24 protein-coding genes are annotated in these 25,325 nt (G+C 67.5%); 12 read left to right on the forward strand and 12 right to left on the reverse strand.

What is annotated here, in order from left to right; translation table 11 throughout:
• Window positions 1–10: 10 nt before the first annotated feature.
• On the reverse strand, window positions 11–454 hold the full coding sequence (gene msrB / locus GGR46_RS24545) for a peptide-methionine (R)-S-oxide reductase MsrB (RefSeq protein ID WP_184000734.1): 444 nt from the start codon (window positions 452–454) through the stop codon (window positions 11–13).
• 37 nt (window positions 455–491) lie between these two features.
• Between msrB and GGR46_RS24550 the strand changes: the two genes are divergently transcribed.
• Entirely contained in the window at window positions 492–746 is a 255-nt protein-coding gene (locus GGR46_RS24550; protein ID WP_184000828.1) for a hypothetical protein, read from the forward strand.
• 91 nt (window positions 747–837) lie between these two features.
• Here GGR46_RS24550 and GGR46_RS24555 read toward each other — a convergent pair whose 3' ends face one another.
• The 3 genes from GGR46_RS24555 to GGR46_RS24565 form a co-directional block, all read right to left on the reverse strand.
• Window positions 838–1,854: a CoA transferase gene (locus GGR46_RS24555; RefSeq protein WP_184000735.1), complete on the reverse strand. Its 1,017-nt coding sequence runs from the start codon at window positions 1,852–1,854 to the stop codon at window positions 838–840.
• Between the two features lie 110 nt (window positions 1,855–1,964).
• Window positions 1,965–2,747 (reverse strand): SDR family NAD(P)-dependent oxidoreductase, encoded by a 783-nt coding sequence (locus tag GGR46_RS24560; RefSeq protein ID WP_184000736.1) that lies wholly within the window; start codon window positions 2,745–2,747, stop codon window positions 1,965–1,967.
• A gap of 18 nt (window positions 2,748–2,765) precedes the next feature.
• Window positions 2,766–3,941, reverse strand: coding sequence for an acetyl-CoA C-acetyltransferase (locus GGR46_RS24565; protein WP_184000737.1), 1,176 nt, complete (start codon window positions 3,939–3,941; stop codon window positions 2,766–2,768).
• A gap of 145 nt (window positions 3,942–4,086) precedes the next feature.
• On the opposite strand from GGR46_RS24565, the gene GGR46_RS24570 reads away from it, so the two are divergent.
• The 3 genes from GGR46_RS24570 to GGR46_RS24580 are packed head-to-tail and all read left to right on the forward strand — an operon-like array spanning window position 4,087 to window position 7,599.
• A complete protein-coding gene (locus GGR46_RS24570; RefSeq protein WP_184000738.1) occupies window positions 4,087–5,505 on the forward strand; it encodes an aldehyde dehydrogenase family protein in 1,419 nt (472 codons plus the stop codon).
• Complete coding sequence (locus GGR46_RS24575) at window positions 5,505–6,392, forward strand: crotonase/enoyl-CoA hydratase family protein (protein ID WP_184000739.1); 888 nt, start codon at window positions 5,505–5,507, stop codon at window positions 6,390–6,392. Before GGR46_RS24570 ends, GGR46_RS24575 begins: the two co-directional genes overlap by 1 nt.
• Window positions 6,393–6,444: 52 nt before the next feature.
• A complete protein-coding gene (locus tag GGR46_RS24580; protein WP_184000740.1) occupies window positions 6,445–7,599 on the forward strand; it encodes an acyl-CoA dehydrogenase family protein in 1,155 nt (384 codons plus the stop codon).
• A gap of 35 nt (window positions 7,600–7,634) precedes the next feature.
• Here the strand turns inward: GGR46_RS24580 and GGR46_RS24585 are convergent, their stop codons facing one another.
• Window positions 7,635–10,169, reverse strand: coding sequence for a hybrid sensor histidine kinase/response regulator (locus tag GGR46_RS24585; RefSeq protein WP_184000741.1), 2,535 nt, complete (start codon window positions 10,167–10,169; stop codon window positions 7,635–7,637).
• A 169-nt stretch (window positions 10,170–10,338) separates the two neighbouring features.
• Here GGR46_RS24585 and GGR46_RS24590 point away from each other — a divergent pair, with 169 nt between their 5' ends.
• Together GGR46_RS24590 and GGR46_RS24595 are read left to right on the forward strand one after the other, a co-directional pair.
• Window positions 10,339–10,710 carry a response regulator gene (locus GGR46_RS24590; protein ID WP_184000742.1) on the forward strand — a complete coding sequence of 124 codons (372 nt, stop codon included), beginning with the start codon at window positions 10,339–10,341 and terminating at the stop codon, window positions 10,708–10,710.
• 3 nt (window positions 10,711–10,713) lie between these two features.
• Window positions 10,714–11,106, forward strand: coding sequence for a response regulator (locus GGR46_RS24595; protein WP_184000743.1), 393 nt, complete (start codon window positions 10,714–10,716; stop codon window positions 11,104–11,106).
• Between the two features lie 96 nt (window positions 11,107–11,202).
• Here the strand turns inward: GGR46_RS24595 and GGR46_RS24600 are convergent, their stop codons facing one another.
• From GGR46_RS24600 to GGR46_RS24610, 3 genes are all read right to left on the reverse strand, one after another.
• A complete protein-coding gene (locus GGR46_RS24600; RefSeq protein ID WP_184000744.1) occupies window positions 11,203–11,733 on the reverse strand; it encodes a GAF domain-containing protein in 531 nt (176 codons plus the stop codon).
• Between the two features lie 77 nt (window positions 11,734–11,810).
• On the reverse strand, window positions 11,811–12,308 hold the full coding sequence (locus GGR46_RS24605; protein ID WP_184000745.1) for a PIN domain-containing protein: 498 nt from the start codon (window positions 12,306–12,308) through the stop codon (window positions 11,811–11,813).
• Window positions 12,308–12,532, reverse strand: coding sequence for a type II toxin-antitoxin system Phd/YefM family antitoxin (locus GGR46_RS24610; protein ID WP_184000746.1), 225 nt, complete (start codon window positions 12,530–12,532; stop codon window positions 12,308–12,310). Before GGR46_RS24610 ends, GGR46_RS24605 begins: the two co-directional genes overlap by 1 nt.
• A gap of 205 nt (window positions 12,533–12,737) precedes the next feature.
• On the opposite strand from GGR46_RS24610, the gene GGR46_RS24615 reads away from it, so the two are divergent.
• Window positions 12,738–14,111, forward strand: coding sequence for a cation:proton antiporter (locus tag GGR46_RS24615; protein ID WP_184000747.1), 1,374 nt, complete (start codon window positions 12,738–12,740; stop codon window positions 14,109–14,111).
• Window positions 14,112–14,175: 64 nt separating this feature from the next.
• On the forward strand, window positions 14,176–15,384 hold the full coding sequence (locus GGR46_RS24620) for an alginate export family protein (protein WP_184000748.1): 1,209 nt from the start codon (window positions 14,176–14,178) through the stop codon (window positions 15,382–15,384).
• A gap of 164 nt (window positions 15,385–15,548) precedes the next feature.
• Here the strand turns inward: GGR46_RS24620 and GGR46_RS24625 are convergent, their stop codons facing one another.
• Together GGR46_RS24625 and GGR46_RS24630 are read right to left on the reverse strand one after the other, a co-directional pair.
• Complete coding sequence (locus GGR46_RS24625; RefSeq protein ID WP_184000749.1) at window positions 15,549–17,072, reverse strand: tryptophan halogenase family protein; 1,524 nt, start codon at window positions 17,070–17,072, stop codon at window positions 15,549–15,551.
• 43 nt (window positions 17,073–17,115) lie between these two features.
• Window positions 17,116–17,517: an endonuclease domain-containing protein gene (locus GGR46_RS24630; RefSeq protein WP_184000750.1), complete on the reverse strand. Its 402-nt coding sequence runs from the start codon at window positions 17,515–17,517 to the stop codon at window positions 17,116–17,118.
• Window positions 17,518–17,699: 182 nt separating this feature from the next.
• Between GGR46_RS24630 and GGR46_RS24635 the strand changes: the two genes are divergently transcribed.
• Window positions 17,700–18,356 carry a trimeric intracellular cation channel family protein gene (locus GGR46_RS24635; RefSeq protein ID WP_184000751.1) on the forward strand — a complete coding sequence of 219 codons (657 nt, stop codon included), beginning with the start codon at window positions 17,700–17,702 and terminating at the stop codon, window positions 18,354–18,356.
• Between the two features lie 16 nt (window positions 18,357–18,372).
• Here GGR46_RS24635 and GGR46_RS24640 read toward each other — a convergent pair whose 3' ends face one another.
• On the reverse strand, window positions 18,373–18,912 hold the full coding sequence (locus GGR46_RS24640) for a pseudouridine synthase (RefSeq protein WP_184000752.1): 540 nt from the start codon (window positions 18,910–18,912) through the stop codon (window positions 18,373–18,375).
• A 102-nt stretch (window positions 18,913–19,014) separates the two neighbouring features.
• A complete protein-coding gene (locus tag GGR46_RS24645; protein WP_184000753.1) occupies window positions 19,015–20,625 on the reverse strand; it encodes a family 43 glycosylhydrolase in 1,611 nt (536 codons plus the stop codon).
• A 182-nt stretch (window positions 20,626–20,807) separates the two neighbouring features.
• Between GGR46_RS24645 and GGR46_RS24650 the strand changes: the two genes are divergently transcribed.
• Genes GGR46_RS24650 through GGR46_RS24660 form a run of 3 tightly spaced genes read left to right on the forward strand, consistent with a single transcriptional unit; the run spans window position 20,808 to window position 25,248 of the window.
• Entirely contained in the window at window positions 20,808–22,448 is a 1,641-nt protein-coding gene (locus tag GGR46_RS24650; RefSeq protein WP_184000754.1) for a hypothetical protein, read from the forward strand.
• Window positions 22,430–24,016: a Dyp-type peroxidase gene (locus GGR46_RS24655; RefSeq protein ID WP_184000755.1), complete on the forward strand. Its 1,587-nt coding sequence runs from the start codon at window positions 22,430–22,432 to the stop codon at window positions 24,014–24,016. Before GGR46_RS24650 ends, GGR46_RS24655 begins: the two co-directional genes overlap by 19 nt.
• Window positions 24,013–25,248 carry a cytochrome P450 gene (locus tag GGR46_RS24660; RefSeq protein WP_184000756.1) on the forward strand — a complete coding sequence of 412 codons (1,236 nt, stop codon included), beginning with the start codon at window positions 24,013–24,015 and terminating at the stop codon, window positions 25,246–25,248. The genes GGR46_RS24655 and GGR46_RS24660 overlap by 4 nt, the downstream gene beginning before the upstream one ends.
• Window positions 25,249–25,325: the final 77 nt, after the last annotated feature.

The following is a 25,325-nucleotide window of genomic DNA, read 5'->3' on the forward strand; positions in this document are numbered from 1 at the left end:
GGCAACGTCGTCAGGCGACGTCCTCGACCTGGTCGAGATACGCGCCATAGCCCTGCGCTTCCATCTCGCCCTTGGGCACGAAGCGCAGCGAGGCCGAGTTGATGCAGTAGCGCAGCCCGCCGCGGTCGCGCGGGCCGTCGTCGAACACATGGCCGAGATGGCTGTCGCCATGTGCCGAGCGCACCTCGGTGCGGATCATGCCGTGGGTCGTGTCGCGCAGCTCGGTGACGTTGGCGATCGGCTTGGTGAAGCTCGGCCAGCCGCAGCCGGACTCGAACTTGTCGGACGAGGCGAACAGCGGCTCGCCCGAGACGATGTCGACATAGATGCCCGGCTCCTTGTTGTAGAGCAGCGGGCCGGTGCCGGGCCGTTCGGTGCCGTTCTGCTGGGTCACGCGAAACTGCTCGGGGGTCAGCGCGGCAAGGGCTTCATCGGTCTTGCGATAGTCGGTCATGCAAATCTCCGTTTCGCTGCGCTATGTGGGTATCCGCATGGCGAAGAAAAAGCGCATCCTCACCGCGACCATGGCCGATGGCTATGTGAAGACGATCGGCCCGACCAACGCGCCCTTCACCCATTACTGGCGCATCGTCGCGCATCTCGGCGGCGGCAAGACCGAAGTGTTCTGGGGTCACGCCAAGTCGCTCAAGGAAGCCGCCGGCAAGAAGGCGCCGCTTGCCGAAGCGGCCAGGCAGCGCGGCTGGGAAAGCTATGATTTCGAAGTGGTCGAGCTGGTGGAGTCCTGAGCTTCATCCCGTCATCCCCGCGAAGGCGGGATCCAGGGCCAAGCAGGACTAGCCGGCCCGATACGCCCTGCCTGCGCCGGGATGACGAAGGTTAGGTTGGGGGCGAGAAGCGCGGCGCCGGCACCGGCTGCACCACACCCTCCCGCTCGACGAACGCCCCTCGCGCGACATTGTGCGGATGGGCCGGCGCTTCGGCCATCGACAGCACCGGCGCGAAGCAGATGTCGGTACCCTCCATCAGCGCGCACCATTGGTCGCGGGTCTTCGTCCGGAATATCGCCGCCAGCTTCTCCTTGAGCGCGGGCCAGGCCGCCGGGTTCATCTGCGCATCGAAATCCGGATCGCTGTCCAATCCCGTCACCGCGCGCAGCTCGGCATAGAATTGCGGCTCGATCGCTCCGATCGCGACGTGCTTGCCGTCGGCTGTCTCATAGGTGTCGTAGAAATGCGCGCCGCTATCGAGGATGTTCACGCCCCGCTCGTCGCGCCACCCCAGGGTCGAGCGGAATCCCCACACCATCGACATCAGCAGCGCCGCGCCCTCGGTCATCGCGCAGTCGATCACGCTGCCCTGGCCACTGATCCGCGCCTGGAGCAGCCCCGCGCTCATCGCAAAGGCGAGCAGCATGCCGCCTCCGCCGAAATCGCCCACCGCGTTCACCGGCGGCGTCGGCTTCTCGCCCGCGCGGCCAAAAGCGTGGAGCGCGCCGGCCAGTGCGATGTAATTGATGTCGTGCCCGGCGGCTTGGGCGAGCGGTCCGGTCTGCCCCCAGCCGGTCATCCGGCCATAGACGAGCCGTGGGTTGGCGGCGTGCAGCTCGACCGGGCCCAATCCCAGCCGCTCCATCACCCCGGGCCGGAACCCTTCGATCAACCCGTCCGCCGCCGCCGCCAGTGCGAGGACCCGGGCGATCCCCTCGGGCGACTTGAGGTCGACCTCCACCGGCATCCGCCCGCGCAGCAGCGGGTCGCGCGGATTGGGCGGCTGGCCGGGGCGGTGTACATACAGCACCTCCGCCCCGTGATCGGCGAGCATCATCCCGCAGAACGGCGCCGGGCCGATCCCGCCCATCTCGATGATCCGGATGCCGGTAAGGGGCTGCATCACGACGCTCCTCGTTCCCTTTCCGCTTGCGGGAGGGGCTAGGGGAGGGGCTGTTAATACCTACCGACGAGACAGGCCCTCCCCCAGCCCCTCCCGCAAGCGGAAGGGGAGCTTTACCGCGGCGCCATCCGGATGCCGCCGTCCAGCCGCACATCCTCGCCGTTGAAATAGCCCGTCTCGATCATGCACAGCGCCAGCCCCGCATATTCCTCCGGTCGGCCCAGTCGCTTGGGGAAGGGGACCGAGGCCGCCAGTGCGTCCTTCACCGGCTGCGGTGCGGCAGCGAGCAGCGGCGTGTCGAAGATGCCCGGCAGGATCGTGTTCACGCGGATGCCTTCGCCCATCAGGTCGCGTGCGATCGGCAGCGTCATGCCGACCACGCCGCCCTTGGACGCCGAATAGGCCGCCTGGCCGATCTGCCCGTCCTCTGCCGCGACGCTGGCGGTGTTGACGATCGCTCCGCGCTCGCCGTCCTCCATCGGGTCGAGCGTTAGCATCCCCGCCGCCGATTTGGCGATGCAGCGGAAGGTGCCGACCAGGTTGATCTGGATCACCCAGTTGAACGCCTCGAGCGGGAAGTGGCGGATCGATCCGTCTTCCTTCGCCCGGCTCGCGGTCTTCACCGCATTGCCGGTGCCTGCACAATTGACCAGCACGCGCTCCTGGCCATGCGCCGCCCGCGCCTTGGCGAACCCCGCATCGACGCTTTCGTCCGACGTCACGTTCACTTCGCAGAACACCCCGCCGATCTCGGCGGCGACGGCCTCGCCCTTTTCCTTCTGCAGGTCGAAGATCGCGACCTTCACGCCCTTGGCTGCCAGCGCCCGCGCCGTCGCCGCACCCAGTCCCGAAGCACCGCCGGTCACCACCGCGGCCACATTGTTATCGAGCTTCATCCATCCCCTCCATTGATCTCAAAGCCGCTCGACGATCGTGAGGTTCGCCAGGCCGCCGCCCTCGCACATCGTCTGCAGTCCGTAGCGCAAGCCCCGCTTGTGCAGCGCATGCACCAGGGTCGCCATCAGCTTGGTGCCCGAGGCGCCGAGCGGATGCCCCAGTGCGATCGCGCCGCCATTGACGTTGAGCTTCGCCGGATCGCCGCCGACATGCTTGAGCCAGGCAAGCGGCACCGGCGCGAAGGCTTCGTTGACTTCGTACAGGTCGATCTCGTCGATGCTCATGCCGGCACGCTTGAGCGCCCGGTCGGTCGCGAACAGCGGCTCCTCGAGCATGATCACCGGATCGCCGCCGGTCACGGTCAGGTTGTGGATGCGTGCCAGCGGCGTCAGGCCATGCGCCTTGAGTGCTGCTTCGGACACGATCAGCACCGCGCTGGCGCCGTCGCAGATCTGGCTGGCATTGGCCGCGCTGATCATCCCACCCTCGGCGAGCAGCTTGACCGAGCCGATGCTTTCGGCGGTCGCGTCATAGCGGATGCCTTCGTCGCGGGTGTGGAGCGCCGGCCCCTCGGGCGTCTCGACTTCCAGCGCCACGATCTCGGCATCGAAGTCGCCGCGCTCGGTCGCCGCTGCTGCCCGGCGATGGCTCTCCAGCGCATAGGCGTCGAGCAGCTCCCGGGTGAAGCCGTGCTTTCGCGCCATCATCTCGGCGCCCATGAACTGGCTGAACTGCACGCCCGGATAGCGCGCCTCCTGCTTCGGCGACTTCGGCCCGCCGAGCCCGGCCTGGGCGAACAGCGCGCCGGTGGAGCCCATCGGCACGCGGGTCATGCTCTCCACACCGGCGGCGATCACCACGTCCTGCGTGCCCGAGAGCACCGCCTGCGCCGCGAACTGGATCGCCTGTTGCGAGCTGCCGCACTGGCGGTCGATCGTCACCGCCGGCACGCTCTCGGGCAGGCGCGAGGCGAGCACGGCGTTGCGCCCCACCTGGAAGCCCTGCTCGCCGCCCTGGCTCACACAGCCCATGATCACGTCTTCGATCGCCGCCGGATCGATGCCGCTGCGATCGGCGACGGCGTTGAGGACTTCGCCCGCCATGTCGGCCGGGTGCCATCCGGCCAGCCTGCCGCCGCGCCGCCCTCCCGCCGTGCGAACGGCTTCGACAATATAGGCGGTAGGTGCTGCCATCATCCTGCTCCTGTGTGTTTTCGAATCAGCGGTACCAGCCCCGGCTAGCGCGATCAACGGCGTTAATCACCTGACTAAGTAAATAGTGGCTGTCTTTGCAGGGCCGTTCTATGCTCGCCGCAAACAGAGACTGGAGGAGAGGGAAATGACCGCGTTCGACCGCGATTTCACCATGACGATCGATGGCGCGCCGGTGTCCGGTAGCGCGACGATCGCGGTGCTCAATCCCGCAACCGAGCAAGCCGTAGCGGAAGCCCCCGATTGCAGCGCGGCCGAGCTCGACGCCGCGGTCGCCGCCGCCCGCGCCGCCTTTCCCGGCTGGCGTGCGACGCCGATCGACCAGCGCCGCGCCGCGGTGGCGAAGATCGCCGAAGTGATTTCCACCAATCTCGATCAATTTGCCCGGCTGTTCACCCAGGAACAGGGGCGCCCGGTCGGCAAGGCGACCGAGGAACTGCTCGGTGCTGCCTTCTGGGCCGCCAGCGTCGCCAAACAGGAAATCCCGGTGCTGGTGAACGAGGACACGCCCGATCGCCGTTCCGAGACCCGTCGCGTGCCGATCGGGGTGGTCGGCGGAATCGTGCCGTGGAATTTCCCGATGCTGCTCGGCGTGTGGAAGATCGCCGGCGCGCTGCTTACCGGCAACACGCTGGTGATCAAGCCGTCACCCTTCACTCCGCTGACCATGCTCAAGCTCGGCGAGCTGATGCGCCCGCATCTTCCAGCTGGCGTGTTCAACGTGGTCAGCGGCGGCGACCAGCTCGGGCCCTGGATGACCGCGCATCCCGGCATCGACAAGATCAGCTTCACCGGCTCCACCGCCACCGGCAAGCGGGTGATGGCCAGCGCTGCCGCCAATCTGAAGCGCGTCACGCTCGAACTGGGCGGCAATGACGCGGCGATCGTGCTCGGCGATGTCGATGTCGCCAAGGTCGCCGAGCCGCTGTTCTGGTCGGCGTTCGGGAATAACGGCCAAGTCTGCATCGCGACCAAGCGGCTCTATATCCACGACACTGCCTATGACGCGCTCGCCGCCGAACTGACCGCGATCGCCAACCGGGTGAAGACCGGCAACGGCCTGGAGCAGGGCACCGACCTCGGCCCGGTCCAGAACCGTGCGCAATATGAGCGGGTAAAGGCGCTGGTCGAGGATGCGAGGGCCGAGGGCCTGACCTTTCTCGCTGGTGGCGAGCTGCCCGAAGGGAAGGGCTATTTCGTGCCCGTCACCCTGGTCGACAATCCGCCGGAGGAGAGCCGCGTGGTGGCCGAGGAAGCCTTTGGCCCGATCCTCCCGCTGATCCGCTTCGACGATGTCGAGGACGTCATCGCCCGCGCCAACAACAGCGACTATGGCCTGGCCGGCTCGGTCTGGTCGGCCGACACCGAGGCTGCGCTCGCCATTGCCGAGCGGCTCGATACCGGCACCGTCTGGATCAACGAAGCCCAGCACGTCACCCCCTGGGCGCCGTTCGGCGGGCACAAGCAATCGGGCATCGGCGTCGAGAACGGCACCGAGGGCCTGCTCGAATATACCAACGCCCAGACGATCTCGGTGCGCAAGTGATGGACTATCAGCAGATCCGCTACGAAGTCGCCCAGGGCATCGCCACGCTCACCCTCAACCGCCCCGACAAGCTCAACGCTTTCTCGATCCGGATGATGGAGGAGATGATCGATGCGTTCGACCGCGCCGATGCGGATGATGAAGTCGGCGCGGTGATCGTCACCGGCGAGGGCCGGGCTTTCTGCGCCGGCGCCGATCTCGAAATGGGCGCCAAGGTATTCGACGCCGCCGGCGGCCCCGACTCCCCGATCCGCGCCGACGGCTCGATCGACTATGCCAGCCCGCATGCCCGCGACTATGGCGGCCGCCTGACGCTCCGCATCTTCGAGAGCCTCAAGCCGGTGGTCGCCGCGGTCAACGGCCCGGCGGTCGGCATCGGGGCTACGATGCTGCTGCCGATGGACATCCGCCTCGCCAGCGAAACCGCCCGTTTCGGCTTCGTCTTCGCAAGGCGCGGGATCGTCCCCGAAGGCGCGTCGATGTGGTTCCTGCCGCGCATCGCCGGAATCGACCGTGCGCTCGAATGGTGCATGAGCGGGCGCTTGCTGGAGGCCGAAGAAGCGCGGGAAGGGCGGCTGGTCCGCTCGCTCCACGCCCCCGACGACCTGCTCCCCGCCGCCCGCGCGCTGGCCCGCGAGATCGTCGACAATGCCGCCCCGGTATCGATCGCGCTCACCCGCCAGATGCTGTGGCGCGGGCTCGGTATGGCGCACCCGATGGAAGCGCACCGCGTCGACAGCCGCGGCGTCCTCGCCCGCGGCCGCAGCGGCGATGCCCGCGAAGGGGTGGTGGCGTTCCTCGAGAAACGCCCGGCAGTGTTTCCGGACCGCGTGTCGAACGGCATGCCGGACTATTTCCCCTGGTGGGAAGAGCCGGGCTATTTTTAACGCAACAAATCCTCTCCCGGAGGGGGAGGATTTCCCAATGTCGAGGTCGCAAATGAATCCCCCGGAAATCGCCACCCAGGTCGAAGCCTTCGTCCGCGAAACCATCGTCCCCTATGAGCGCGACCCCCGCTGCACCCCGCACGGCCCCTCCGAAGACCTCGTCACCGAACTCCGCACCCATGCCCGCGCCGCCGGCCTGCTCACCCCGCACATCGCGAACGGCGCGCATCTCACCCATCGCGAGACCGCCCATGTCCTGCGCGCCGCCGGCCTGTCCCCGCTCGGCCCGGTGGCGCTCAACGTCGCCGCCCCCGACGAAGGCAATATGTATCTGCTAGGCCGCGTCGCCACGTCCGAGCAGAAGCAGCGCTTCCTTGATCCCCTCATCGCCGGCACCGCCCGTTCGGCGTTCTTCATGACCGAGCCCGCCAGTGACGGCGGCGCCGGCTCCGATCCCTCGATGATGCAGACCGTCGCCCGGCAGGATGGCAATCACTGGGTGATCGATGGCCGCAAGGCATTCATCACCGGCGCGCAAGGGGCGAAAATCGGCATCGTCATGGCCAAGACGGAGGAAGGCGCCACCCTGTTCCTGGTCGACCTGCCCGATCCCGCCGTCCGCATCGAGCGCGTGCTCGACACGATCGACAGCTCGATGCCCGGCGGCCATTCGATCGTGGCGATCGAGGGCCTGCGCGTCCCCGCCGACCAGATCCTCGGCGAGCCGCACAAGGGCTTCGACTACGCCCAGGTCCGCCTCGCCCCGGCGCGGCTCACCCATTGCATGCGCTGGCTCGGCGCCGCGACCCGCGCGCACGAGATCGCGTGCCGGTACGCGGTCAAACGCCACGCTTTCGGCAAGCCGCTGATCGATCACGAGGGTGTCGGCTTCATGCTCGCCGACAACCGGATCGCGTTGCAACAGGCCTGGCTGATGATCGACTGGTGCGCCGGCGTCCTCGACGGCGGCGCGCCGGGCATCGCGGAGAGCTCGATGGCCAAGGTCGCGGTGTCGGACCTGCTGTTCGGCGTGTCGGACCGCTGCGTCCAGGTGATGGGCGGCACCGGCGTCTCGGGCGACACGATCGTCGAGCAGGTCTTCCGCGAGATCCGTGCCTTCCGCATCTATGACGGCCCGACCGAGGTCCACAAATGGAGCCTGGCCAAGCGCATCAAGCGCGAGACGCTGGCGGGGATGGAGGGGTAGGAGCCCTCAAATCCTCCCCTTCCGGGAAGGATCAATCAGCCCCGCAACTCGTCCAGAAACGCCCCAACCAACCCAGCCCGGTCCCCAGCCGGCGCGGTCTCCAGCGCATCCTCCAGCGCCGACGCCTTGCTGCCCAGCTCGGCCTGGCCGAACAATCCGGCCGATCCCGCGAACTTGTGGAGCAGCCCGGCCAGCGTTCCGGTCTCCGTATCGCCCCGCTCGCCGGCGAGAAACGCCTCGGTCGCGGCGACCAGCTCGGCCTTGCGCGCCGCGAACTTCTCCCACAGCGCGGGCGAGATCGTCATCGCCGGCGTTGCCTCGGCCGCAGGGGCGGGCGCGTCCGAAGTTGGCGCCCAGCGCTCGATCGCGGTGGAAAGGTCGGCCAGCTGGATCGGCTTGGCGAGGTGCGCCTGCATTCCCGCCTCGAGACAGGCGGCGACATCGTCGGCATAGGCATTGGCGGTGAGCGCCAGGATCGGCAGCCGCGCCGCCGCGATCCCCGCGCCGCGGATCGCACGCGCCGCGCTGATCCCGTCGAGTACCGGCATCTGCATGTCCATCAGCACCAGATCGAACGGGCGCCCGCCGCCATTCGCCGCGGTCACCGCCTCCAGCGCGGCCGCGCCGTCCGCGACGATCGTCGCGTCATGCCCCAGCCGCCCGAGCATCTCCTGCATCAGCAGTTGGTTGACGTCGTGATCCTCGGCGACGAGCACCTTGAGCGCATGCACCGCGCGTTCCGGGCCGCGCGCGGCGACGTCGTCGCCGGCATCGCCTTCGGCTTCGACCAGCGGCAGGCACAAGGTGAAGGTGCTGCCTTCGCCGATCTGGCTCTTCAGCCCGAGCTCGCCCCCCATCAGCGCGGCGAGGCGGCTGCTGATCGCCAGCCCCAGCCCCGTTCCACCATAGCGGCCGGCGGTCGATTGCTCGGCCTGGACGAACTGCTCGAAGATCGCGGCGTGGCGGTCGGGCGGGATGCCGATGCCGGTATCGGCCACGGCGATGTCGATGCGCGGCGTGCCGTCCTCGTTCTCCGACCGGTTCGCGCAGAGCGTGACCTTGCCCTGGCCGGTGAACTTCACCGCATTGCCCAGCAGGTTGAGCGCGACCTGGCGCAGCCGCAGCCCGTCGACCATCACGAAGCGGGGCAGGGCGGGATCGACATGGAATTCCAGCGCCAGCCCCTTTTGCGCGGCGGCCGGCTCGATCAGCTTGATGCAGCCTTTCAGTGCATGGCGCAGGTCGATGCGCTCGGCGTTCACCTGCATCAGCCCCGCCTCGATCTTGGAAAGGTCGAGAATGTCGTTGAGCAGTCGCATCATCGCCCGGCTCGAATCGACGATCAGCTGGGCGTGGCGATGCTGTTCGGGCGGCAGGTCGCTGGCGAGCAGCAGGTCGGCAAAGCCCAGCACGCCGTTCATCGGGGTGCGGATCTCGTGGCTCATATTGGCGAGGAAGCTCGACTTGGCCTCCATCGCATGCTCCGCCCGTGCCCGCGCGGCTTCCAGCTCGTGCTCCAGTTCCTTGCGGCGCGTCACGTCGCGCAGCGAGGCGATGATTTCGGCCGGCGCGCCGGTGGCGGGATCGCGGACCAGCCCGCAATGCGCCTCCACCCACTGGGTCGGCGCGGTCGGGTCGAGCAGATGGGTGCGATAGGTGATCACCCCGCGCTCCAGCTCGCCGGTGCTGAGCAGATGCTGGAACTCGTACATCTCGGCGCGATGTTCGGCCGACACGCCGAAGCCGATCTGCCTGCCCAGCACATGGGTGGGCTCGACGCCGAGCACCGCTTCGGTGGAGGGGGAGGCATAGATGCAGACGCCGTCCAGGTCGAAGCGCAGCACCGCGTCGGTCGCGTTCATCGCGAGCAGGGCGAGCTCGGCCTCGACCACCTGGCGCCGCGAGATGTCGTCGTGCAGCCGGCGATTGGCGTCGCGCAATATCGTCACCCGCTCGCGGCGTTCGCGCGAGATCAGCCAGGCGAGCAGCAGGACGAGCAGCCCGCTGACGATGCCGGCGAGCTGGATCGGCGCTTCCAGTCCGCGGGCGCGCGCCAGGCGCTCGTTGAGCAGCCGCTGTTCCTCGTCGCGGATCTGGCCGATCTGCGCGAGCATCCGCGCGGTTTCCCGGCGGTTCGCCTCGCTGGCCAGGATCGAGGTCGCTTCGGCGGCGCGATTGGCGCCGCGCATCGCCAGCGTCTGCTCGGTCTCCACCAGTCGCTGGCGGATCAGCGCGGCGAAATAGGCGACGCGTTCGCGCTGGCGCGGATTGTCGTCGGTCATGTCCTCGAGCTCGGCCAGCGCGCCCGGCAGCGCGCGCTTGATCGCCTCGATGTTCTTGCGCGCATCGGGATCGCCGGTGAGCAGATAGCCGCGGCGATAGACTTCGGCGCGTAGCGTCAGGATGCGCACGCGCGACAAATGGTCCGAAACCTGGAAGGTGTGACGCACCCAATTGTCGGCATTCTGCTTCTGCGCGAACAGCCAGACGCCCGAACCCGCCGTGAAGGCGAGCAGCGCCAGCGCGGCGGCGAGGATCCATTGGGAGCGGCGCGTCAGTGTCTCGGCCATCGATGCCACTCCTAGGAAAAAATCCTTAACGCCGAATTCTGCGGTTTCCTGCAAAACGCCGGAAAGACACAATCGCCACAAATTTGGACACGGGCGAGCAACCAAGGCGCGTCCGAGCGTTATAATTTAGATTGGGATGGCGGCGAACCGTGCGGATATGTGAGGAATAATGGCGCGTATCATCATTGCGGACGACGATGAGATCGTCGGCGAGATTGCCCGTGACGCGCTGATCGCGGCCGGGCACGGCGCCGGGCTGGTCAAGGACGGCGCCGAGGCGCTGCGCGTGATCAAGGCGCGGCGGCCCGATCTGGTGATCCTCGATTGCAACATGCCCGAGCTGTCCGGCGTTCTCCTGGTCCAGGAGCTGCGCAAGATGCCGGACTTCGCTGATTTGCCCGTGATGATGCTCACCGGCCGCCGCAGCGACCGCGACGAGGAGCTCGCGCGCTTCGCCGGCGCCAACGAATATCTCAAGAAGCCCTTCGATCCGGACGAGCTCGTCTTCCGGGTCGAGGAAATGCTGGCAAAGGCGGCCTGAGCCATGGCGCGCATCATCTATGTCGAGGACGACGAGCTGGTCGGGGCCGTGGTGCAGCAGGTGCTGAGCGCGGCGGGCCACATCGTCGGCGTGATCAATCACGGCACGCTCGCCTTCGACACCATTGCCTTCAAGAAGCCCGATCTGGTGATACTCGATCAGTCGCTGCCGGGCATGCAGGGCGTCGATATCCTCAAGGCGCTGCGCCGGTTGCCGGCGCTGTATCTCACCCCGATCCTGATGCTCTCCGCCAAGGGCAGCGAGCAGGCGATCGACGAGGCGATGGGAGCGGGCGCCAACGACTATCTGCCCAAGCCTTTCGAGCCCGAGGAACTGGTGCGCCGCGTCGCCGACGTGCTGCGCAACAACAGCTTCCGGCGAGAGGTGACGTCCTAGGGCCGTATCCACCACGTCGCCCCAATCAATCCTCCCCCGGAGGGGGAAGGAATTCCGGAAGCATGCGATAACTTCCAATGCGGTGAATGTGGTGGCCTAGTCCTGCCGGCGCTCGATGGCGAGGATCTCCGCGGCCTGCAGGGCCAGCTCGCGCAGGCGCTTGCTCTGCTCGGGCAGCAGCTTCATCCGCGGATGGGAATCGATCGCGCAGAGCGCGCCCAGCGCCTCGCCCTCGGGCGAGAGCATCGGCATGCCGACATAGAAGCGGATGTTCGGCGAGCCGAGCACCAGCGGATTGCCCGCGAAGCGCGGATCGTTCGCCGCGTCGAACACGCACATGATGTCCTTGGGGTTCGCGATCGTGTGGCCGCAAAAGGATATGTCGCGCGGACCGGAGGTCAGCTCCGGGCCATGGCAGGCGAGGATGTGCTGGGTCTGGCGGTCGATCAGCGTGACCACCCCCGATACGGTGCCGAACAGCGCGGCCACCTCATCCACGATCGCCTGCAGCGCTGGCGATCGCTTGCCGATCGCGTCGCGATGCTTGTCGACCGCGGCCTGGCGTTGCTTTTCGCCGCGCAGCAGCGGTGCCAGTGCATGGAATATAGGTTTAAGCTTGGGCCCCATGGCATCTCCTTTGCCACAGATTGTCTAAATCTTGGTGAAGCAGGAAATACGCACCTGCGGGTGGATTGGATGCGGGATCAGGCCCGGACGAACAGATTTTTGAACCAAAGTGGCCCGGTTCGGGCGGCGTCGCGCCAGTCGCCATCCTCGTCGGCGGCATCGGGGGTATAGCCGCGCGGATCGAACAGCTTCACCCGCACACCCTTGAAGGCACCGGTATTGCGGGTGACCAGGGTGAGTCCGTGCTCGAGCGCGGTGGCGGCGAGCAGTGCGTCGCGGGTCTCGGCAAGGGCGAGCTGCCCGCGCCGCCGCGCCACCGCTGCGTCGAGCGGCAGCACATGGCCCTCGAACGCCGGGAGCACCTGCGTGTCGATCCAGCTGCGGAACGCCGCGCCCGCCGTCTTGTCGCGCCGCGCGGCCTCGGCGGCGCTGGTCTCCAGCTCGACCAGGCTGATCGCCGAGAGGAACAGCCGCTCGCGCGCAACGCCCGATGCCCAGGCGGTCAGCCCCGCCTCGGCGGTGCCGGCCCGCGCGTTGCGCAGCTCGAAGACGATAGGGGTGTCGAGCAGGAACATCACCAGCGCCCCGGCGGTGCCAGCTCGGCATCGGGGCTGCCGGCCGGCATGGCGAGCAGGTCGACGATGCTCTCGCGCTGGCCGCTCAATTGCCGGAACTGGTCGATGCTCATCAGCACGTGCGTCGGCCGGCCGCGATCGGTGACGAACACCGGTTCGGCCCGCGCGAGTCGCTTGGCGGCACTGACGTCCTGGTTGAATTCGCGGCTGGTGATGACCTTCATTTTGTGCCTACGTACCTAGATTGTCCGCGTTGTCATGTAGGTACGTTACTACTGTGTGCGCCGGTTGCAACACTAAGCTGCCGATCCCCGGAAAAATGCATCTGCGCAGACAAAATACAGTTGCACGAACCTGCAGCCCGGCGCTCCCTAAGGCTCAGCGACAGGCGCCCAAGCGCCGCGCAACGAGGATTTCGGGGGAGGTTTAATGCTCGATCTATTGAACAGTGCCTGGCATGCGTTGACCGATGTGCTCAGTCCGCACGGCCCCGCGGTGAACGCCGCGAAGAGCTATGCGCCCGGCGACTACAGCATCCATTTCTTCCTGCAGCTGGCGATCATCATTCTCGCCTGCCGCGTGGTCGGCTGGCTCGGCCAGAAGCTCCTGAAGCAGCCCCAGGTGGTCGGCGAGATGATCGCCGGCGTCGTCCTCGGCCCGTCGCTGTTCGGCCTGTTCTTCCCCGATCTGCAGCTCGCGATCTTCCCCAAGGAAACGCGCAACGTGCTCTACACCGGCGCGCAGCTCGGCGTCGGCCTCTACATGTTCATGGTCGGCCTCACGTTGAACCTCGATCACTTCAAGTCGAAGGCGAAGAGCGCCGCGGGCGTCTCGGCCGCCGGCATCGTCGCACCGTTCCTGCTCGCCGCGCTGATCACGCCGTTCCTGCTGACCGTGCCGGGGCTGTTCACGCCCGGCATCAGCCAGTCGAACGCCACGCTGTTCATGGGCGCCTGCATCGCGCTCACCGCATTCCCGATGCTCGCCCGCATCATCAACGAGAACGGCCTCGCCAACTCGTCGCTCGGTACGCTCTCGCTGACCGCCGGCGCGTTCGACGACGCCGCCTCCTGGTGCGTGCTGGCGCTGGTGCTGGCGACCTTCGGTGCCGGCCCGGGCGTGGCCGTGCTCGCGATCGGTGGCGCGGTGATCTACTCCGCCTTCATGCTGATCTGGGGCCGCAAGCTGCTCGCCCCGCTCGGCCGCATCGTCGAGGAGAAGGGCGAGATGACCACGGGCATGCTCGCGGTCACGATGATGCTGTTCTGCGCCTCGGCCTTCTTCATGGACGCGATCGGCATCCACGCGATCTTCGGCGGCTTCCTGATGGGCGTCTGCATGCCGCGCGGCCTGTTCGTCCGCGAGTTGCAGCGCAAGGTCGAGCCGATTGCGGTCGTCCTGCTGCTGCCGATGTTCTTCACCTATTCGGGCCTCAACACCCGGATGGACATGGTCAACTCGGTCGAGCTGCTGCTGATCGCGCTGGGCGTGCTCGCCGTGTCGATCCTCGCCAAGTTCGGTGCCTGCTGGGGCGCCGCCCGCCTCGCCGGCGAGGACAATCGCACCGCACTGGGCATCGGCGCGCTGATGAATTCGCGCGGCCTGATGGAGCTGATCATCATCAACATCGGCCTGCAGAAGGGCATTATCGGCCCCACGCTCTTCTCGATGCTGGTGCTGATGGCGATCGTCACCACCGTGATGGCCACCCCGCTGTTCGAGCTGGTCTATGGCCGCAAGGCGCGCGCGACCGGTGAACTCGGCGCCCGCGGCGAGCCCGAACCGCAGCTCGCAGCCGCCTGAAGAAGTCCTCCTCCACCCGCCCCGTTCTATAAAGAAGGGGCGGGTTCTTTTCGAGGAAAGCAGAATGAAGAAAGCGCTGGTTTGCGCTATGGGGTTGCTCGTCGCCGGCACGGCGCGGGCACAGGAAGTGAAGTTCACGCCCAACCTGGATATCCGGCTGCGCTGGGAACATTTCGAGCAGGACGGCATGCCCGAGGACGCCGATGCGGTGACGCTGCGCGTCCGTCCGGGCGTGGCGGCGAGCTGGCGGAACTGGACGGCGCTGGTCGATGTCGATGCCGTGGTCGCGCTGACCAACAGCTATAATGACGGGTTCAACGGCAAGACCCGCTATCCGCTGGTCCCCGATGCCGAGAATCTCGAGCTCAATCGCGCCCAGCTCCGCTATGCCGGCAAGGACGGGCTGGCGATCACCGCCGGGCGCCAGCGTCTCAACTTCGCCGATGATCGCTTTGTCGGCAACGCGCCGTGGCGCCAGAGCGAGCGGACCTATGACTCGGTGCGCTTCCAGTACGGCAAGCCGCTCGGGCTGAGCACGGACGTGGCGTATAGTTGGAGCGTCCGCACCACGGACGGCCGCCAAGGCCGCGGCTCCCGGCCGCAGGCGATCGGCGGCGACAATGTCTTCGCGCTGGTCAATTATGGCACCAAGGTGGGCACGCTCAGCGGCTTCGCATATCTGGTCGATCAGGATGAAGCCGCGGTGCAGGGCTTCCGCCTGTCGACCCAGACCTATGGTGCGCGCTTCACCGGCAGCCAGCCGCTCGGCAAGGGTGTGTCGCTCGGCTATGCCGCCAGTTGGGCGCGGCAGAGCAATTACCACCGCAATCCCAATCGCTACGCCGCAGCCTATTGGATGGGCGAGGCCAAGCTCATGGCGGGCGGGCTCACCCTGATTGCCGGCCACGAAGTGCTTGGCGCCGACAAGGGTGTTGCGCTCACCAGCGTCCAGACCCCGCTCGCGCCGCTGTTCAAGTTCAACGGCTGGGCCGGGAAGTTCGGCACGAACCCGCCGAACGGTCTGCGCGATCTCTACGGTAATGTGGGCTATGCCTGGAAAAAGGTCGGCCCGCTCGACGCGATCAACATCGGCGTGATCTACCACCGCTTCCGCAGCGACCGGCTCGACCAGCGTTATGGCGACGAGTTCGACTTCATCGCCGGCATGAAGCACGGCCGCTACGCGCTCTCCGCCCGCTACGGCCGCTACAAGGCGAAGCAGTTCGCCACGGATACCAACAAGCTCTTCGTCCAGCTGGACTGGATACTCTGACCGGCGCGGTGGCCGTTCCCAAAGCCGTCAGGCACCCCACAACCGTCATCCCGGCGCCCCATTCGTCATCCCGACGAAAGTCGGGATCTCGTGCGGCTCCTTCCCGCGCCTTTGCCTGAGATCCCGGCTTTCGCCGGGATGACGATTACGGGGAGGGATGACCGCTAGGCGTTGATCGCCCGGATCAACGCCCGGTGCGTCGGCAGGTCCTCGGTCGCCCGCTCGCCGAACCCGCGGATCCGCGCGAACAGCTTCTCCGCCGCCGCGACATTGGGGAAATCGCCGCGTCCGCCCGACAGGTCGGTGCGGAAGTCCATCCCGTAGAGGATGTACTGATAGTTGAAGAAGGCGAAGCTCTCGAGGTCGAGCAGGAAGTCGAAGCGGCCCGGCGGCCGGTGGCGCCATTGCCGCAGCAGTTCCTGCAGCGCCTCGGGGATCGAGGCCGGATCGGCATTGTCGCGCCAGAACGGCTCGTCGCGCCGGCTCAGGCAGTAATGCAGCTTCAGGAAGCTGATGATCCGCTCATAGCGCCCGACGATCAGCTGGTTGAAGCGCTTCGCCGGGGCATCGACCGGGCCGTTGTGCGGGAACAGCTCGGCGATCATCGCCACCGCCGCCTCGATCAGCAGCACGCCGGTCGATTCCAGCGGCTCGACGAACCCGCCCGACAGGCCCACCGCGACGCAGTTCCGCACCCATTGCGCTTCGCGATAGCCGGGCTCGAACGACAGCAGCCGCGCCGAGAAATCGTCATGGCCCACATAGGTCCGCAGCACCTGCGCCGCCTCGTCGTCGGACATATGGGCGGAGGAATAGACCGTGCCGATGCCGCGCGCGCCTTCCAGTCCGATGTCCCAGGTCCAGCCCGCCGCGTGCGCCGCGGCGATGGTGAAGCTCTCGATCGGCGCGTCGGGATCGCCGTACGGGATCTTGCAGGCGAGCGCCCGGTCGACGAACAGCACGTCGCGCACCGACTTGAACGGCGTGCCCAACGCCTTGCCGATCAGCTCCGCCCGGAAGCCCGAGCAGTCGATATAGAGGTCCGCCTCCAGCGCGCCTTGCTCACGGGTGAGCACCCGGGCAATCGCCCCGTCCGCGTCCAGCTCGACATCGGTGAGCAGCCCGGCCAGATGCCGCACGCCCAGCTCGGTGGCGCGCGCCTGCAGCACCTTGGCCAGCCGGGCGGCGTCGAAATGATAGGCATAGTTGAGCGGCCCGGAGAACTCGCCCTCGCCCTGCTTCTTCGGCGCGCGCCGGCTCTCGGCGACACGGTTCTGGATCGTCACCGCCGCGGCGAAGGGCGGGCGCGTCTCGGCATCCTGCAGCAGCCAATAGGGCACCAGGCTGGCCCCCTCGGTGTAGAAGGGCGCCTCGAATGGATGGAGATACTGGTGGCGCGTGCCGTCGGCCTGGGGGGCGTGCAGCCAGTCGTTGAAGCGGATGCCCTGCTTGAACGTCGCCGAGGTCGCGCGGATGAAGCGGGTCTCGTCGATGCCGAGGAACTTCAGCGTCGACCGGATGGTGGGGAAGGTGCCTTCGCCCACCCCGATGATGCCCAGCTCCGGCGATTCGAGCAGGCTGATCTCGAGCTGGGCATGATCGGCGATGTCGAGGAACCGCGCGAGATAGGCCGCGGTCAGCCACCCCGCGGTGCCCCCGCCGACGATCAGGATACGCCTCTTGCCCATGCGGGAAGGAGCTTAGCCGCGACGTCACGTTGGCGCTACCACCTCAATCCTCCCCCGGAGGGGGAGGGGGACCGCCGAAGGCGGTGGAGGGGTAATCTCCGCCAGCGATGTCGATGATGTGCCGAACTACCGTGCCCGTATCGGCGAGGACTTCCGCCGCCGCCAGCCGGCAAACCCGCACGCCCTGCGCACGCAGCCATTCGTCACGAACCGCATCGCGCCTCGGTCTGTCTCCGCGTGAATGGGCCTCGCCGTCCACCTCGATCGCTAGCCGATGCCTCGGGCAATAGAAGTCGAGCACATAGCGCCCCGCAGGATGCTGGCGCCGAAACCGCAGACCGGAGGGGCGTTTACGCAGCTCCTGCCACAGCAACACCTCCGGGAGGCTCATCGACTGGCGCAGCGTGGCTGCGCGTGCTTGCGTTCGCTTCGGACCGTGCAGCATGTGGCGCGCTACCCCTCCACCAGCCTGTGGCTGGTCCCCCTCCCCCTCAGGGGGAGGATTGCGATGGTAGCGGAACCTCGACTTGTTGTTCTCGAACCTGCTCCATTCTGGACTCTGAACTCCCGGTTGAGCCCAGTCTCCCGCTCCACTAGCCTCCACCACGCGCCAGCGGAGACCCCTCCATGAAGCTCGATGACACCGCCGCCAGCCGCATCCGGGATCGGGTGCTGGACATCGTCGATCTCGCGGCGACCTTCGTGCTCGCCGTCGAATGCGCGCTGACCGCGGTGCAGGCCGATTTCGACTTGTTCGGCATCCTCGTGCTGTCGTTCGTCGGCTCGGTCGGCGGTGCGGTGCTCCGCGACCTGCTGCTCGGCGAGCATCCGCCCGCGCCGTTCCGCGACTGGCGCTATGCCGCGCTGGCGCTCGCGGCGACCTGCCTCGTCGTCCTCGCCTCGCTCGTCCTGGGCGAGGTCGGCAGCTTCACGCCGCCGCTGCTGGTCGATGTGTTCGAAGGTGGCGGCCTCGCGCTCGCTGCGGTCGCCGGCACGCGCAAATGCCTCGACTACAGGCTCAACAGCGCCTCGGTGGTGATCATCGCCACCGTCAATGGCTGTGGCGGCGGCATGCTGCGGGACGTGCTGGTCGCCCGGGTGCCCAAGGTCCTGCACGAGGATTTCTACGCCACCGCCGCCATCGCCGGCGCGGCCCTCATCGTCATACTGGTCCGCCGCTTCCAGCTGCGCCAGGACGTGGCGGGCGCGGTCGGCGCCCTGGTCATCTTCGCGCTGCGCGCCGCCGCGCTGCTCGGCGCATGGCGGCTGCCGCATCTGCACTAGCGGCTGCCGCGGAGCCTCAAACCACGCGCCATTCGCCGGTCGGCAGGTCGGCGATCGACCAGTCGCCGATGCTCCACCGCACCAGTCGCAGGGTGGGATGGCCCACCGCCGCGGTCATCCGGCGCACCTGGCGATTGCGTCCCTCGCGGATCGTCAGCCGGATCCAGCAATCGGGAATGCTCGCGCGGTAGCGGACCGGGGGATCGCGCGGCCACAGCTCGGGCGCCTCGATCCGTTCGGCCTCGGCCGGAAGCGTCGGGCCGTCCTTCAGCACTACGCCGGTGCGCAGCCGGTGCAGCGCGTCCTCGCCCGGCTCGCCCTCGACCTGGACGAGATAGGTCTTGGGCAGCTTGAACTTCGGATTGGCGATCCGCGCCTGCAGCCTGCCATCGTCGGTGAGCAGCAGCAGCCCCTCGCTGTCCCGGTCCAGCCTGCCGGCCGGATAGATGCCGGGCATGTCGATCAGGTCGGACAGGGTGGCGCGCGCCGTCTCCGTGCCGCGATCGGTGAACTGGCTCAGGACACCGAACGGCTTGTTGAGCCGGACGAGCGTCACGCCGCACGCGCCGCGAAAGGGGGATGCGATGGGTCGGGCATGCCAGCGTCGATCATGGCACCCGCCTAGCGCGGAACCGCCAGGATCGCCAAGTTCGCCTGCTCAGAGCGCCCGGAACCGGAAATCCCGGAACTTCGCCTCACCTGCACCAGCGGAATACAGCCCCGGCCGCAGCATCAGGAATCCGCCGCGCACATTGTGGTGATAGCCGGACACTTCCATGCCCCGGTCGAACCGCTTCCAGGTCTTTCCGCCGTCACCCGACAGATGGAACGCCACGATGTGCCTGTCGTTGCGCACCCGCATCCGCAGCCGCCGGCCATAGGGATTGGCCGGCCGGCCGCGCTCCATGCCATATTGGTGGGTGACGAACTTCTTCTCGTCGAAGCCCAGCCCGCAATAGAGCTTCTCGTCATAGAAGAGCACCAGCCCGGCGGTGCCGCCCGGCGCGATCTCGATGTCGCATTCGAATTCATAGCCGGTGTCGCCGGCGATCAGCAGCAGCGGCGAGCTATCCACCGGCGCCTTGCCCGATGCCTTGAGGGTGAGCGTGCCAGCTTCCACGGACACTCTGTCCGCTTCGTTCGGCCCGGGCTTGAAGAAGTTCCACTTCCGGCCCAGCGCCAGCGGCCCCGAGAAATCGTCCGACAGCGCCTGGCCGTGCGGCACCCGCGCGCCGCCTTTCGGCTTGCGGATCGGCTTCGACAGGTCGCCACCGGTCATCCGGAACCAGCCATCGGCGGTCCATTCGATCGGGTCTAGCAGCGCCTGGCGCCCCAGCGTCCAGTATCCGTTCTCGAAGCCGTGATAGATCGACCACCAGCTCCCGTCCGGCGCCTCGACCAGGCTGGCATGGCCGCGCGACCACCAGGCCTCGTCGTTGCGGACGGTGCGGACCAGCGGGTTGGCGGGGCATTGCTCCCAGGGCCCGTGGATCGAGCGTGCGCGTGCCGCGATCACCATGTGCCCGGTCGGCGGTCCGGCCGTGCCGCCCACCGCGGTGATCATGTAGAACCAGCCGCCATGGCGGTGGATCTTCGGTCCCTCGGGGGAAAAGCCCTCCACGTCCCAGTCTTCGGGATAGTGCCAGGGGTCGTAGACATGCTCGACCGGCCCGGCAGTGGAGAGACCATCCTCGGAAAGTCGCACCCGGTCCCCGCCGGAGAGGAACAGCCAGCGCGACCCGTCCTCGCCCACGGCGTGGCAGGGGTCGATATGGGCGTGCAGCCCCAGGTCGATCGGCTCGCTCCACGGCCCGTCGATATGGTCCGCCCAGATCACGAAGATCGAGTTCGGGCTGGCCTTGACCGGTATGTAGAGGAAGTAGCGGCCCTTGTGCTTCTCCAGGCTCACCGCCCAGACCGCGCCGATATTCTTCGTCAGCGCGGCCTTGCGCGGCTGCCAGTTCACCAGGTCGCGGCTGTGCCAGATGGTCAGCCCCGGATAGGAATCGAAGCTGGAGAAGGTCATGTAATAGTCCGCGCCGTCCTTCAGGATGGCGGGATCGGGATGGTCGCCGGCGAGCAGCGGGTTCAGGAACCGCCCGTCGCCCAGGTCGCAGATGCGCTGGTTGTCGAAGCCGCGCTTCCAGTCGGGGACTGGAGCGTTCGCTGGTGTCACGTTCGGTACGGCGCCGGCTTCGCCCGGCCGGAGGAGGCCTGCGCCGCCCGCAAACATTAGCGCTCCGAACGTTCCGCGCCGACTGATGTCCATTCCGGATCCTCTCCTGTTTGGACCTTTATGGCACCGGTGTCATTTCAAGGGAAGGGACCTTCGCCGTCGCCAACTTTGGGCATCTTTGCGTACGGTTGCGTCCACTTCGGCGCGATGTCGAATATTTCCTATCAAAGTGCGAAATCCCGTGCCTACAAACGCGCGTCGTTTGAGGGGGCGTAATGGGGATGCGGCAAACCACGCTGTCGGTTGCACTCGAGGTAAAGCCCGAGAGTTTCGACCATTTGTCGGGCCTGCTCGACGCCCTGCGCGACCGGCGCAGCCAGAATCCGTCGGGGGGCACCGGTCCCTTCGCCGACTTCCTGACGACGGTGCCGGCGGTGCATTTCATGTCGCTCACCGCCTTTCCGGGGTTCGACTACGACCCGCTCTTCGTGATCGAGGCGAATTTCGACGGCGCGCCCGGGCCTTTCTGGGCGCAGCTGGAGACGGCGATCGGCCCGGACCTGCGCGCGTTCCTGCGCTGCTGCAAGCGCCCGCTCGATCATACCGGCCCGCTCTACGACGCCGTCACCGCGCTCGACAGCCGTGCGCCGATCGCGCCCTATCTCGAGGCGCGGACGCTCACCCCGACCGTCTATCACCACGGCAATCGCGGCATGACCCGCGACCGGATTCTCGACGAGGGCAAGCTGTTCCTCGGCACCCGCACCGAGCTGGCGCAGAGCAACGATGGCGGGCCCAGCCCCTATCGCAAGCTCACGCCGGTGGAGATCCACGCCAAGCTCCGTGCGGCCCTGCTCCCGCAGTTCGGCTGGCTCGACCAGAAGGCGCCCGCCCGCATTCCCTTCACCCAGAGCGTCGGCGATTATCTCCGGCTCGCCTGGTTCGTGCTGCTGGTGGTGTTCGCGCTGTCGATCCCCGGGCTAGTGCTCAAGAGCCAGCTCAGCTGGCAATGGTATGTCGCGCTCTGCGTCGGCCTGTTCGCGGTCTTCACCGGCGTGCTCTACCGGATGGGCAAGCCGCTGCCGGGCACCGCGACGCCGACGCGGTTCAGCTTCCTCACCTTCTTCCTCCGACACCTGCTCGTCCCCGTCGCGATCGCGGTGGCCGCCTATGTCGCGATCGCCGCCACCGTCAGCGCGCCGGTCTGGTCGTGGCTCGGGCACAAGGCTTTCTGGCCGGCATGGAAGGACATGGCGATCTGGGCGGCCTGGAGCGGCGCCAGCATCGCGGTGACGGTTGCCGGCATCCTCGTCTGGCTGCGCTGGCTCGAGCGGCGTGACGCCTCGCAGGACGCGCCCCCGGTCGATCCCAAGATGCTGCGCGAGATGGCGCGGCGCGAGGACTGGATCCCGCAGAACCACATGGGCTCGGTCGTGCTGATCAAGCCGGGCGTGCTGCGCGCGATCCTGATCCGGGTCGGCCATCATGGTCTGCACCTGCTGCTGCGCGCCCAGAAGGCGGCCCGCAACGGCTATCTCGGTTCGATGCGCACGATCCACTTCGCCCATTGGGCGCGGGTCAACAACGACAGCCGGCTGATGTTCTTCTCGAACTTCGACCAGACCTGGGAAAGCTATCTCGATGACTTCATCGAGAAGGCGCATGCCGGTCTCACCTTGGCCTGGAGCAGCGGGGTGGGCTTCCCGCCGACCCGCTTCCTGGTGAAGGACGGCGCCAGCCATGGCCGCCAGTTCAAGGAATGGGCGCGCCATTCGATGGCGGTCAGCCGCTTCTGGTACTCGGCCTACAAGGATCTCACCGCGGAGCAGGTCGAGCGGAACTACCGCATCGCCTGCGGCCTCCGCAAAAAACAGCTCAGCGAAAAGGAAGCCGCGGCGTGGATCAACGACCTGTGAGCGAAGGCGGCGGCACGCCGAACTGGCATCTCTCCGCGCCGACCAACACCAAGGCCCAGGGCCTGGTGGTGAGCGGCTTCGCCAACCTGCCCACCGGCCGCGCGCTGTTCCTGGAATTCGGCTGGAAGGGCGTGAAGAAGAAGGGCGGCGGCGCCTGGGTGGAGGCGCTGCGCAAGGTCGCGCAGGTGACCGACGCCGACGGCCGCGATCCGCGCGCCGTGGCGATGGGCTTCACCTGGTCCGGGCTCCAGAAGATGGGGCTCAATGCCAATGCGCTCGCCTCGTTCGATCGCCCCTTCAAGGAAGGCATGTTCCAGGAGGATCGCCTGCGCCGCCTGGGTGACCGGCGTGGCGAGGACTGGCAGGGCACGGTGATCCCCGGCGGGCCCAAGTGGAGCGGCAACACCCCGCTCGACGATGCCGCGGTGGACGACGAGGCGCGCGCCTTCGACGATCGTGAGGAGATCCGCGAGCAGCGGATCAAGACGCCGGTGACGGTCCATGCGCTCGTCCTGCTCTATTGCGAGCATGACGAGGCGGCCGAGGCCTGGTGCGAGGAGGTGAGCGCGGCGCTCGCGCCGTTCGAGGTCACCGTCTCGCACCACCTGCCGCTCGACCTGCGTCTCGACAAGCAGGGCATCGCCCGCGAGCATTTCGGCTTCGCCGACGGCATCTCGCAGCCGATCCCGTTCGAAGAGGGCACCGTCGTCTACAAGGACGGCACCGAGGTGCCCAAGGACTATTGGAACGGCGTGCCGCTCGGCGAGATCCTGATGGGCCATATGAATGGTCATAACGAGATCGCCCAGGGGCCGGTCGTCGCCGACGGCATAGGCAATACCAGCGGCCTGCCCGAGCATCCCAAGGGCGTCGGCTTCAAGGATCTCGGCATCAACGGCAGCTACATGGTCGTCCGCGAGCTCAAGCAGGACGTCTATGCCTTCTGGCAGTCGATGCGTGCCGGCGCGGCCTATATCCGCGAGCGCGATCCGGAAGGGTCGGCGCACGTCACCACGACCTGGCTCGCCGAGCGCGTGGTCGGGCGCGACACGCATGGCAATCTGCTCTGCCCGCTCGGCGGCACGATCCCGGTCGAGAACAATGATTTCGGCTTCTGGGACCGCGATCTCCACGGCCATGGCTGCCCGCTGGGCAGTCACGTCCGCCGCGCGAATCCCCGGGATGGCCTGGCGCCTACGCCGGCGGACAAGCAGACCCTGCTCGATGCGGCGAACAACCACCGCATCCTTCGCCGCGGCCGGAAGTACGGCAAGACGATCAGCGTGCCGCCGACGCCCGACGACGTCGATCGCGGGCTGCTGTTCATCTGCCTGAACACCGACATCACCCGCCAGTTCGAATTCGTCCAGCAAACCTGGATCCTCAACCCGAATTTCGCCTTCCTCTATGACGAGACCGATCCGCTGATCGGCCCCAAGGGCACGATGACGATCCCCGAGAATCCGCTGCGCCGGATCATCGACGTCGAGACCTTCGTGCAGATGGCGGGCGGCGAATATTTCTTCCTGCCGAGTATGCCCGCGCTCGACTATCTGGGCTCGCTGTGAACGCGCTCACCTCCCGCGACGTGCTGCGTCCCGGCAAGAGGGGGATCGCGCGCTGGATCGAGGGGCGCGTGTTCGCCGCCATGCCCTATGCCTTCGCCTTTTTCCGGCGCTGGAAGCCGGTGGTGAAGTTCGGCGGGATGACGCTGACCTCGCGCTATGACGACGTGAAGGAGGTTTTCGCCACCGATCCGGTGTTCGGCGCGCCCTACAAGGCCAAGCTCGACGTGATCATGGGCGGCGAGCCCTTCTTCCTCGGCATGGCCGACACCCCGCTCTACCACCGCGACACCGATGCGATGCGCATGGCCGTGCTGCCCGGCGACTTGCCCGGGCTGGGGCAGAAGGTCGAGGCGATGGCCGAGGCGATCGTCGCGGCGGCGCCGGGCCGGGTCGAGGTGGTCGACACGCTGGTGCGCCGCGTGACCTTCTCGGTGCTCGCCGATTATTTCGGCGTGCCCGAGCCCAAGGGCGGCGACCTGCGTGTCTGGGGCACGCGGCTGTTCGAGTTCCAGTTCGCCGATCCCAAGGGCGATCCCGCGCTGCGCGCCGATGTCGACCAGATCGCGCCGGCACTGCGCGCGCATATCGACCGGGAGATCGCCGCGCGGAAGGTCACGCCCGGCCGCGACGACGTGCTGACCCGTTGCCTCGCCCTACAGAAGAAGGGCGTGCCCGGCTTCTCCGATGTCGAGATCCGCACCAATTTGATGGGCTTCATCGTCGGCGGGCCGCCCCAGCCGCCGATGGTCGTGCCCCAGGCGATGGAGCAGCTGCTCCGCCGGCCCGATGCGCTGGCCGGCGCCCAGGCGGCGGCGCGGGCAGGGGATGACGACCTGCTCTGGGGCTATGTCCAGGAAGCGATGCGCTTCGATCCGCTCGCGCCCGGCCTGCCGCGCAACGTGCTGGTCGACGGCGTGATCGCCCGCGGCACGTCGCACCAAGCGGAGGTCAAGGCCGGCGACACGGTGCTCGCCGCCTTCGCCTCGGCGATGATGGACCCCCGCCGGGTGACCGATCCGGCCCGCTTCGATCCGAACCGCCCCGCGAGTAATTACATCCATTTCGGATATGATTTGCACCAGTGCTTCGGCCGCCACATCAACCGCGCGACGCTGCACCTGATGCTCAAGCCCTTGCTGAAGCGGGGAAACCTCCGCCGCGCGCCGGGCAAGGCGGGCCATCTGGTCAAGAATGGACCCTTTGCCGAAGCGCTGACCGTGGTGTTCGATTGAATACCCTCTCCCGCTTGCGGGAGAGGGACGGCGAGCATCGCGAGCCAGGGTGAGGGTGTGTGAGAGCGGCAAGCGGT

This window comes from Sphingomonas kyeonggiensis, from assembly GCF_014196745.1.
GTDB classification, from domain to species: Bacteria; Pseudomonadota; Alphaproteobacteria; order Sphingomonadales; family Sphingomonadaceae; genus Sphingomonas; species Sphingomonas kyeonggiensis.

Excerpts from the sequence above, each read along its gene's own strand:
- GGR46_RS24595 (WP_184000743.1), top strand. The coding sequence starts at position 10,714 with ATGGCGCGCATCATCTATGTCGAGGACGACGAGCTGGTCGGGGCCGTG.
- GGR46_RS24590 (WP_184000742.1), top strand. The coding sequence starts at position 10,339 with ATGGCGCGTATCATCATTGCGGACGACGATGAGATCGTCGGCGAGATT.
- msrB (WP_184000734.1), bottom strand. The coding sequence starts at position 454 with ATGACCGACTATCGCAAGACCGATGAAGCCCTTGCCGCGCTGACCCCC.
- GGR46_RS24600 (WP_184000744.1), bottom strand. The coding sequence starts at position 11,733 with ATGGGGCCCAAGCTTAAACCTATATTCCATGCACTGGCACCGCTGCTG.
- GGR46_RS24585 (WP_184000741.1), bottom strand. The coding sequence starts at position 10,169 with ATGGCCGAGACACTGACGCGCCGCTCCCAATGGATCCTCGCCGCCGCG.
- GGR46_RS24570 (WP_184000738.1), top strand. The coding sequence starts at position 4,087 with ATGACCGCGTTCGACCGCGATTTCACCATGACGATCGATGGCGCGCCG.
- GGR46_RS24635 (WP_184000751.1), top strand. The coding sequence starts at position 17,700 with ATGAAGCTCGATGACACCGCCGCCAGCCGCATCCGGGATCGGGTGCTG.
- GGR46_RS24580 (WP_184000740.1), top strand. The coding sequence starts at position 6,445 with ATGAATCCCCCGGAAATCGCCACCCAGGTCGAAGCCTTCGTCCGCGAA.
- GGR46_RS24620 (WP_184000748.1), top strand. The coding sequence starts at position 14,176 with ATGAAGAAAGCGCTGGTTTGCGCTATGGGGTTGCTCGTCGCCGGCACG.
- GGR46_RS24625 (WP_184000749.1), bottom strand. The coding sequence starts at position 17,072 with ATGGGCAAGAGGCGTATCCTGATCGTCGGCGGGGGCACCGCGGGGTGG.
- GGR46_RS24575 (WP_184000739.1), top strand. The coding sequence starts at position 5,505 with ATGGACTATCAGCAGATCCGCTACGAAGTCGCCCAGGGCATCGCCACG.
- GGR46_RS24550 (WP_184000828.1), top strand. The coding sequence starts at position 492 with ATGGCGAAGAAAAAGCGCATCCTCACCGCGACCATGGCCGATGGCTAT.
- GGR46_RS24565 (WP_184000737.1), bottom strand. The coding sequence starts at position 3,941 with ATGGCAGCACCTACCGCCTATATTGTCGAAGCCGTTCGCACGGCGGGA.
- GGR46_RS24650 (WP_184000754.1), top strand. The coding sequence starts at position 20,808 with ATGGGGATGCGGCAAACCACGCTGTCGGTTGCACTCGAGGTAAAGCCC.
- GGR46_RS24605 (WP_184000745.1), bottom strand. The coding sequence starts at position 12,308 with ATGTTCCTGCTCGACACCCCTATCGTCTTCGAGCTGCGCAACGCGCGG.
- GGR46_RS24630 (WP_184000750.1), bottom strand. The coding sequence starts at position 17,517 with ATGCTGCACGGTCCGAAGCGAACGCAAGCACGCGCAGCCACGCTGCGC.
- GGR46_RS24645 (WP_184000753.1), bottom strand. The coding sequence starts at position 20,625 with ATGGACATCAGTCGGCGCGGAACGTTCGGAGCGCTAATGTTTGCGGGC.
- GGR46_RS24610 (WP_184000746.1), bottom strand. The coding sequence starts at position 12,532 with ATGAAGGTCATCACCAGCCGCGAATTCAACCAGGACGTCAGTGCCGCC.
- GGR46_RS24615 (WP_184000747.1), top strand. The coding sequence starts at position 12,738 with ATGCTCGATCTATTGAACAGTGCCTGGCATGCGTTGACCGATGTGCTC.
- GGR46_RS24560 (WP_184000736.1), bottom strand. The coding sequence starts at position 2,747 with ATGAAGCTCGATAACAATGTGGCCGCGGTGGTGACCGGCGGTGCTTCG.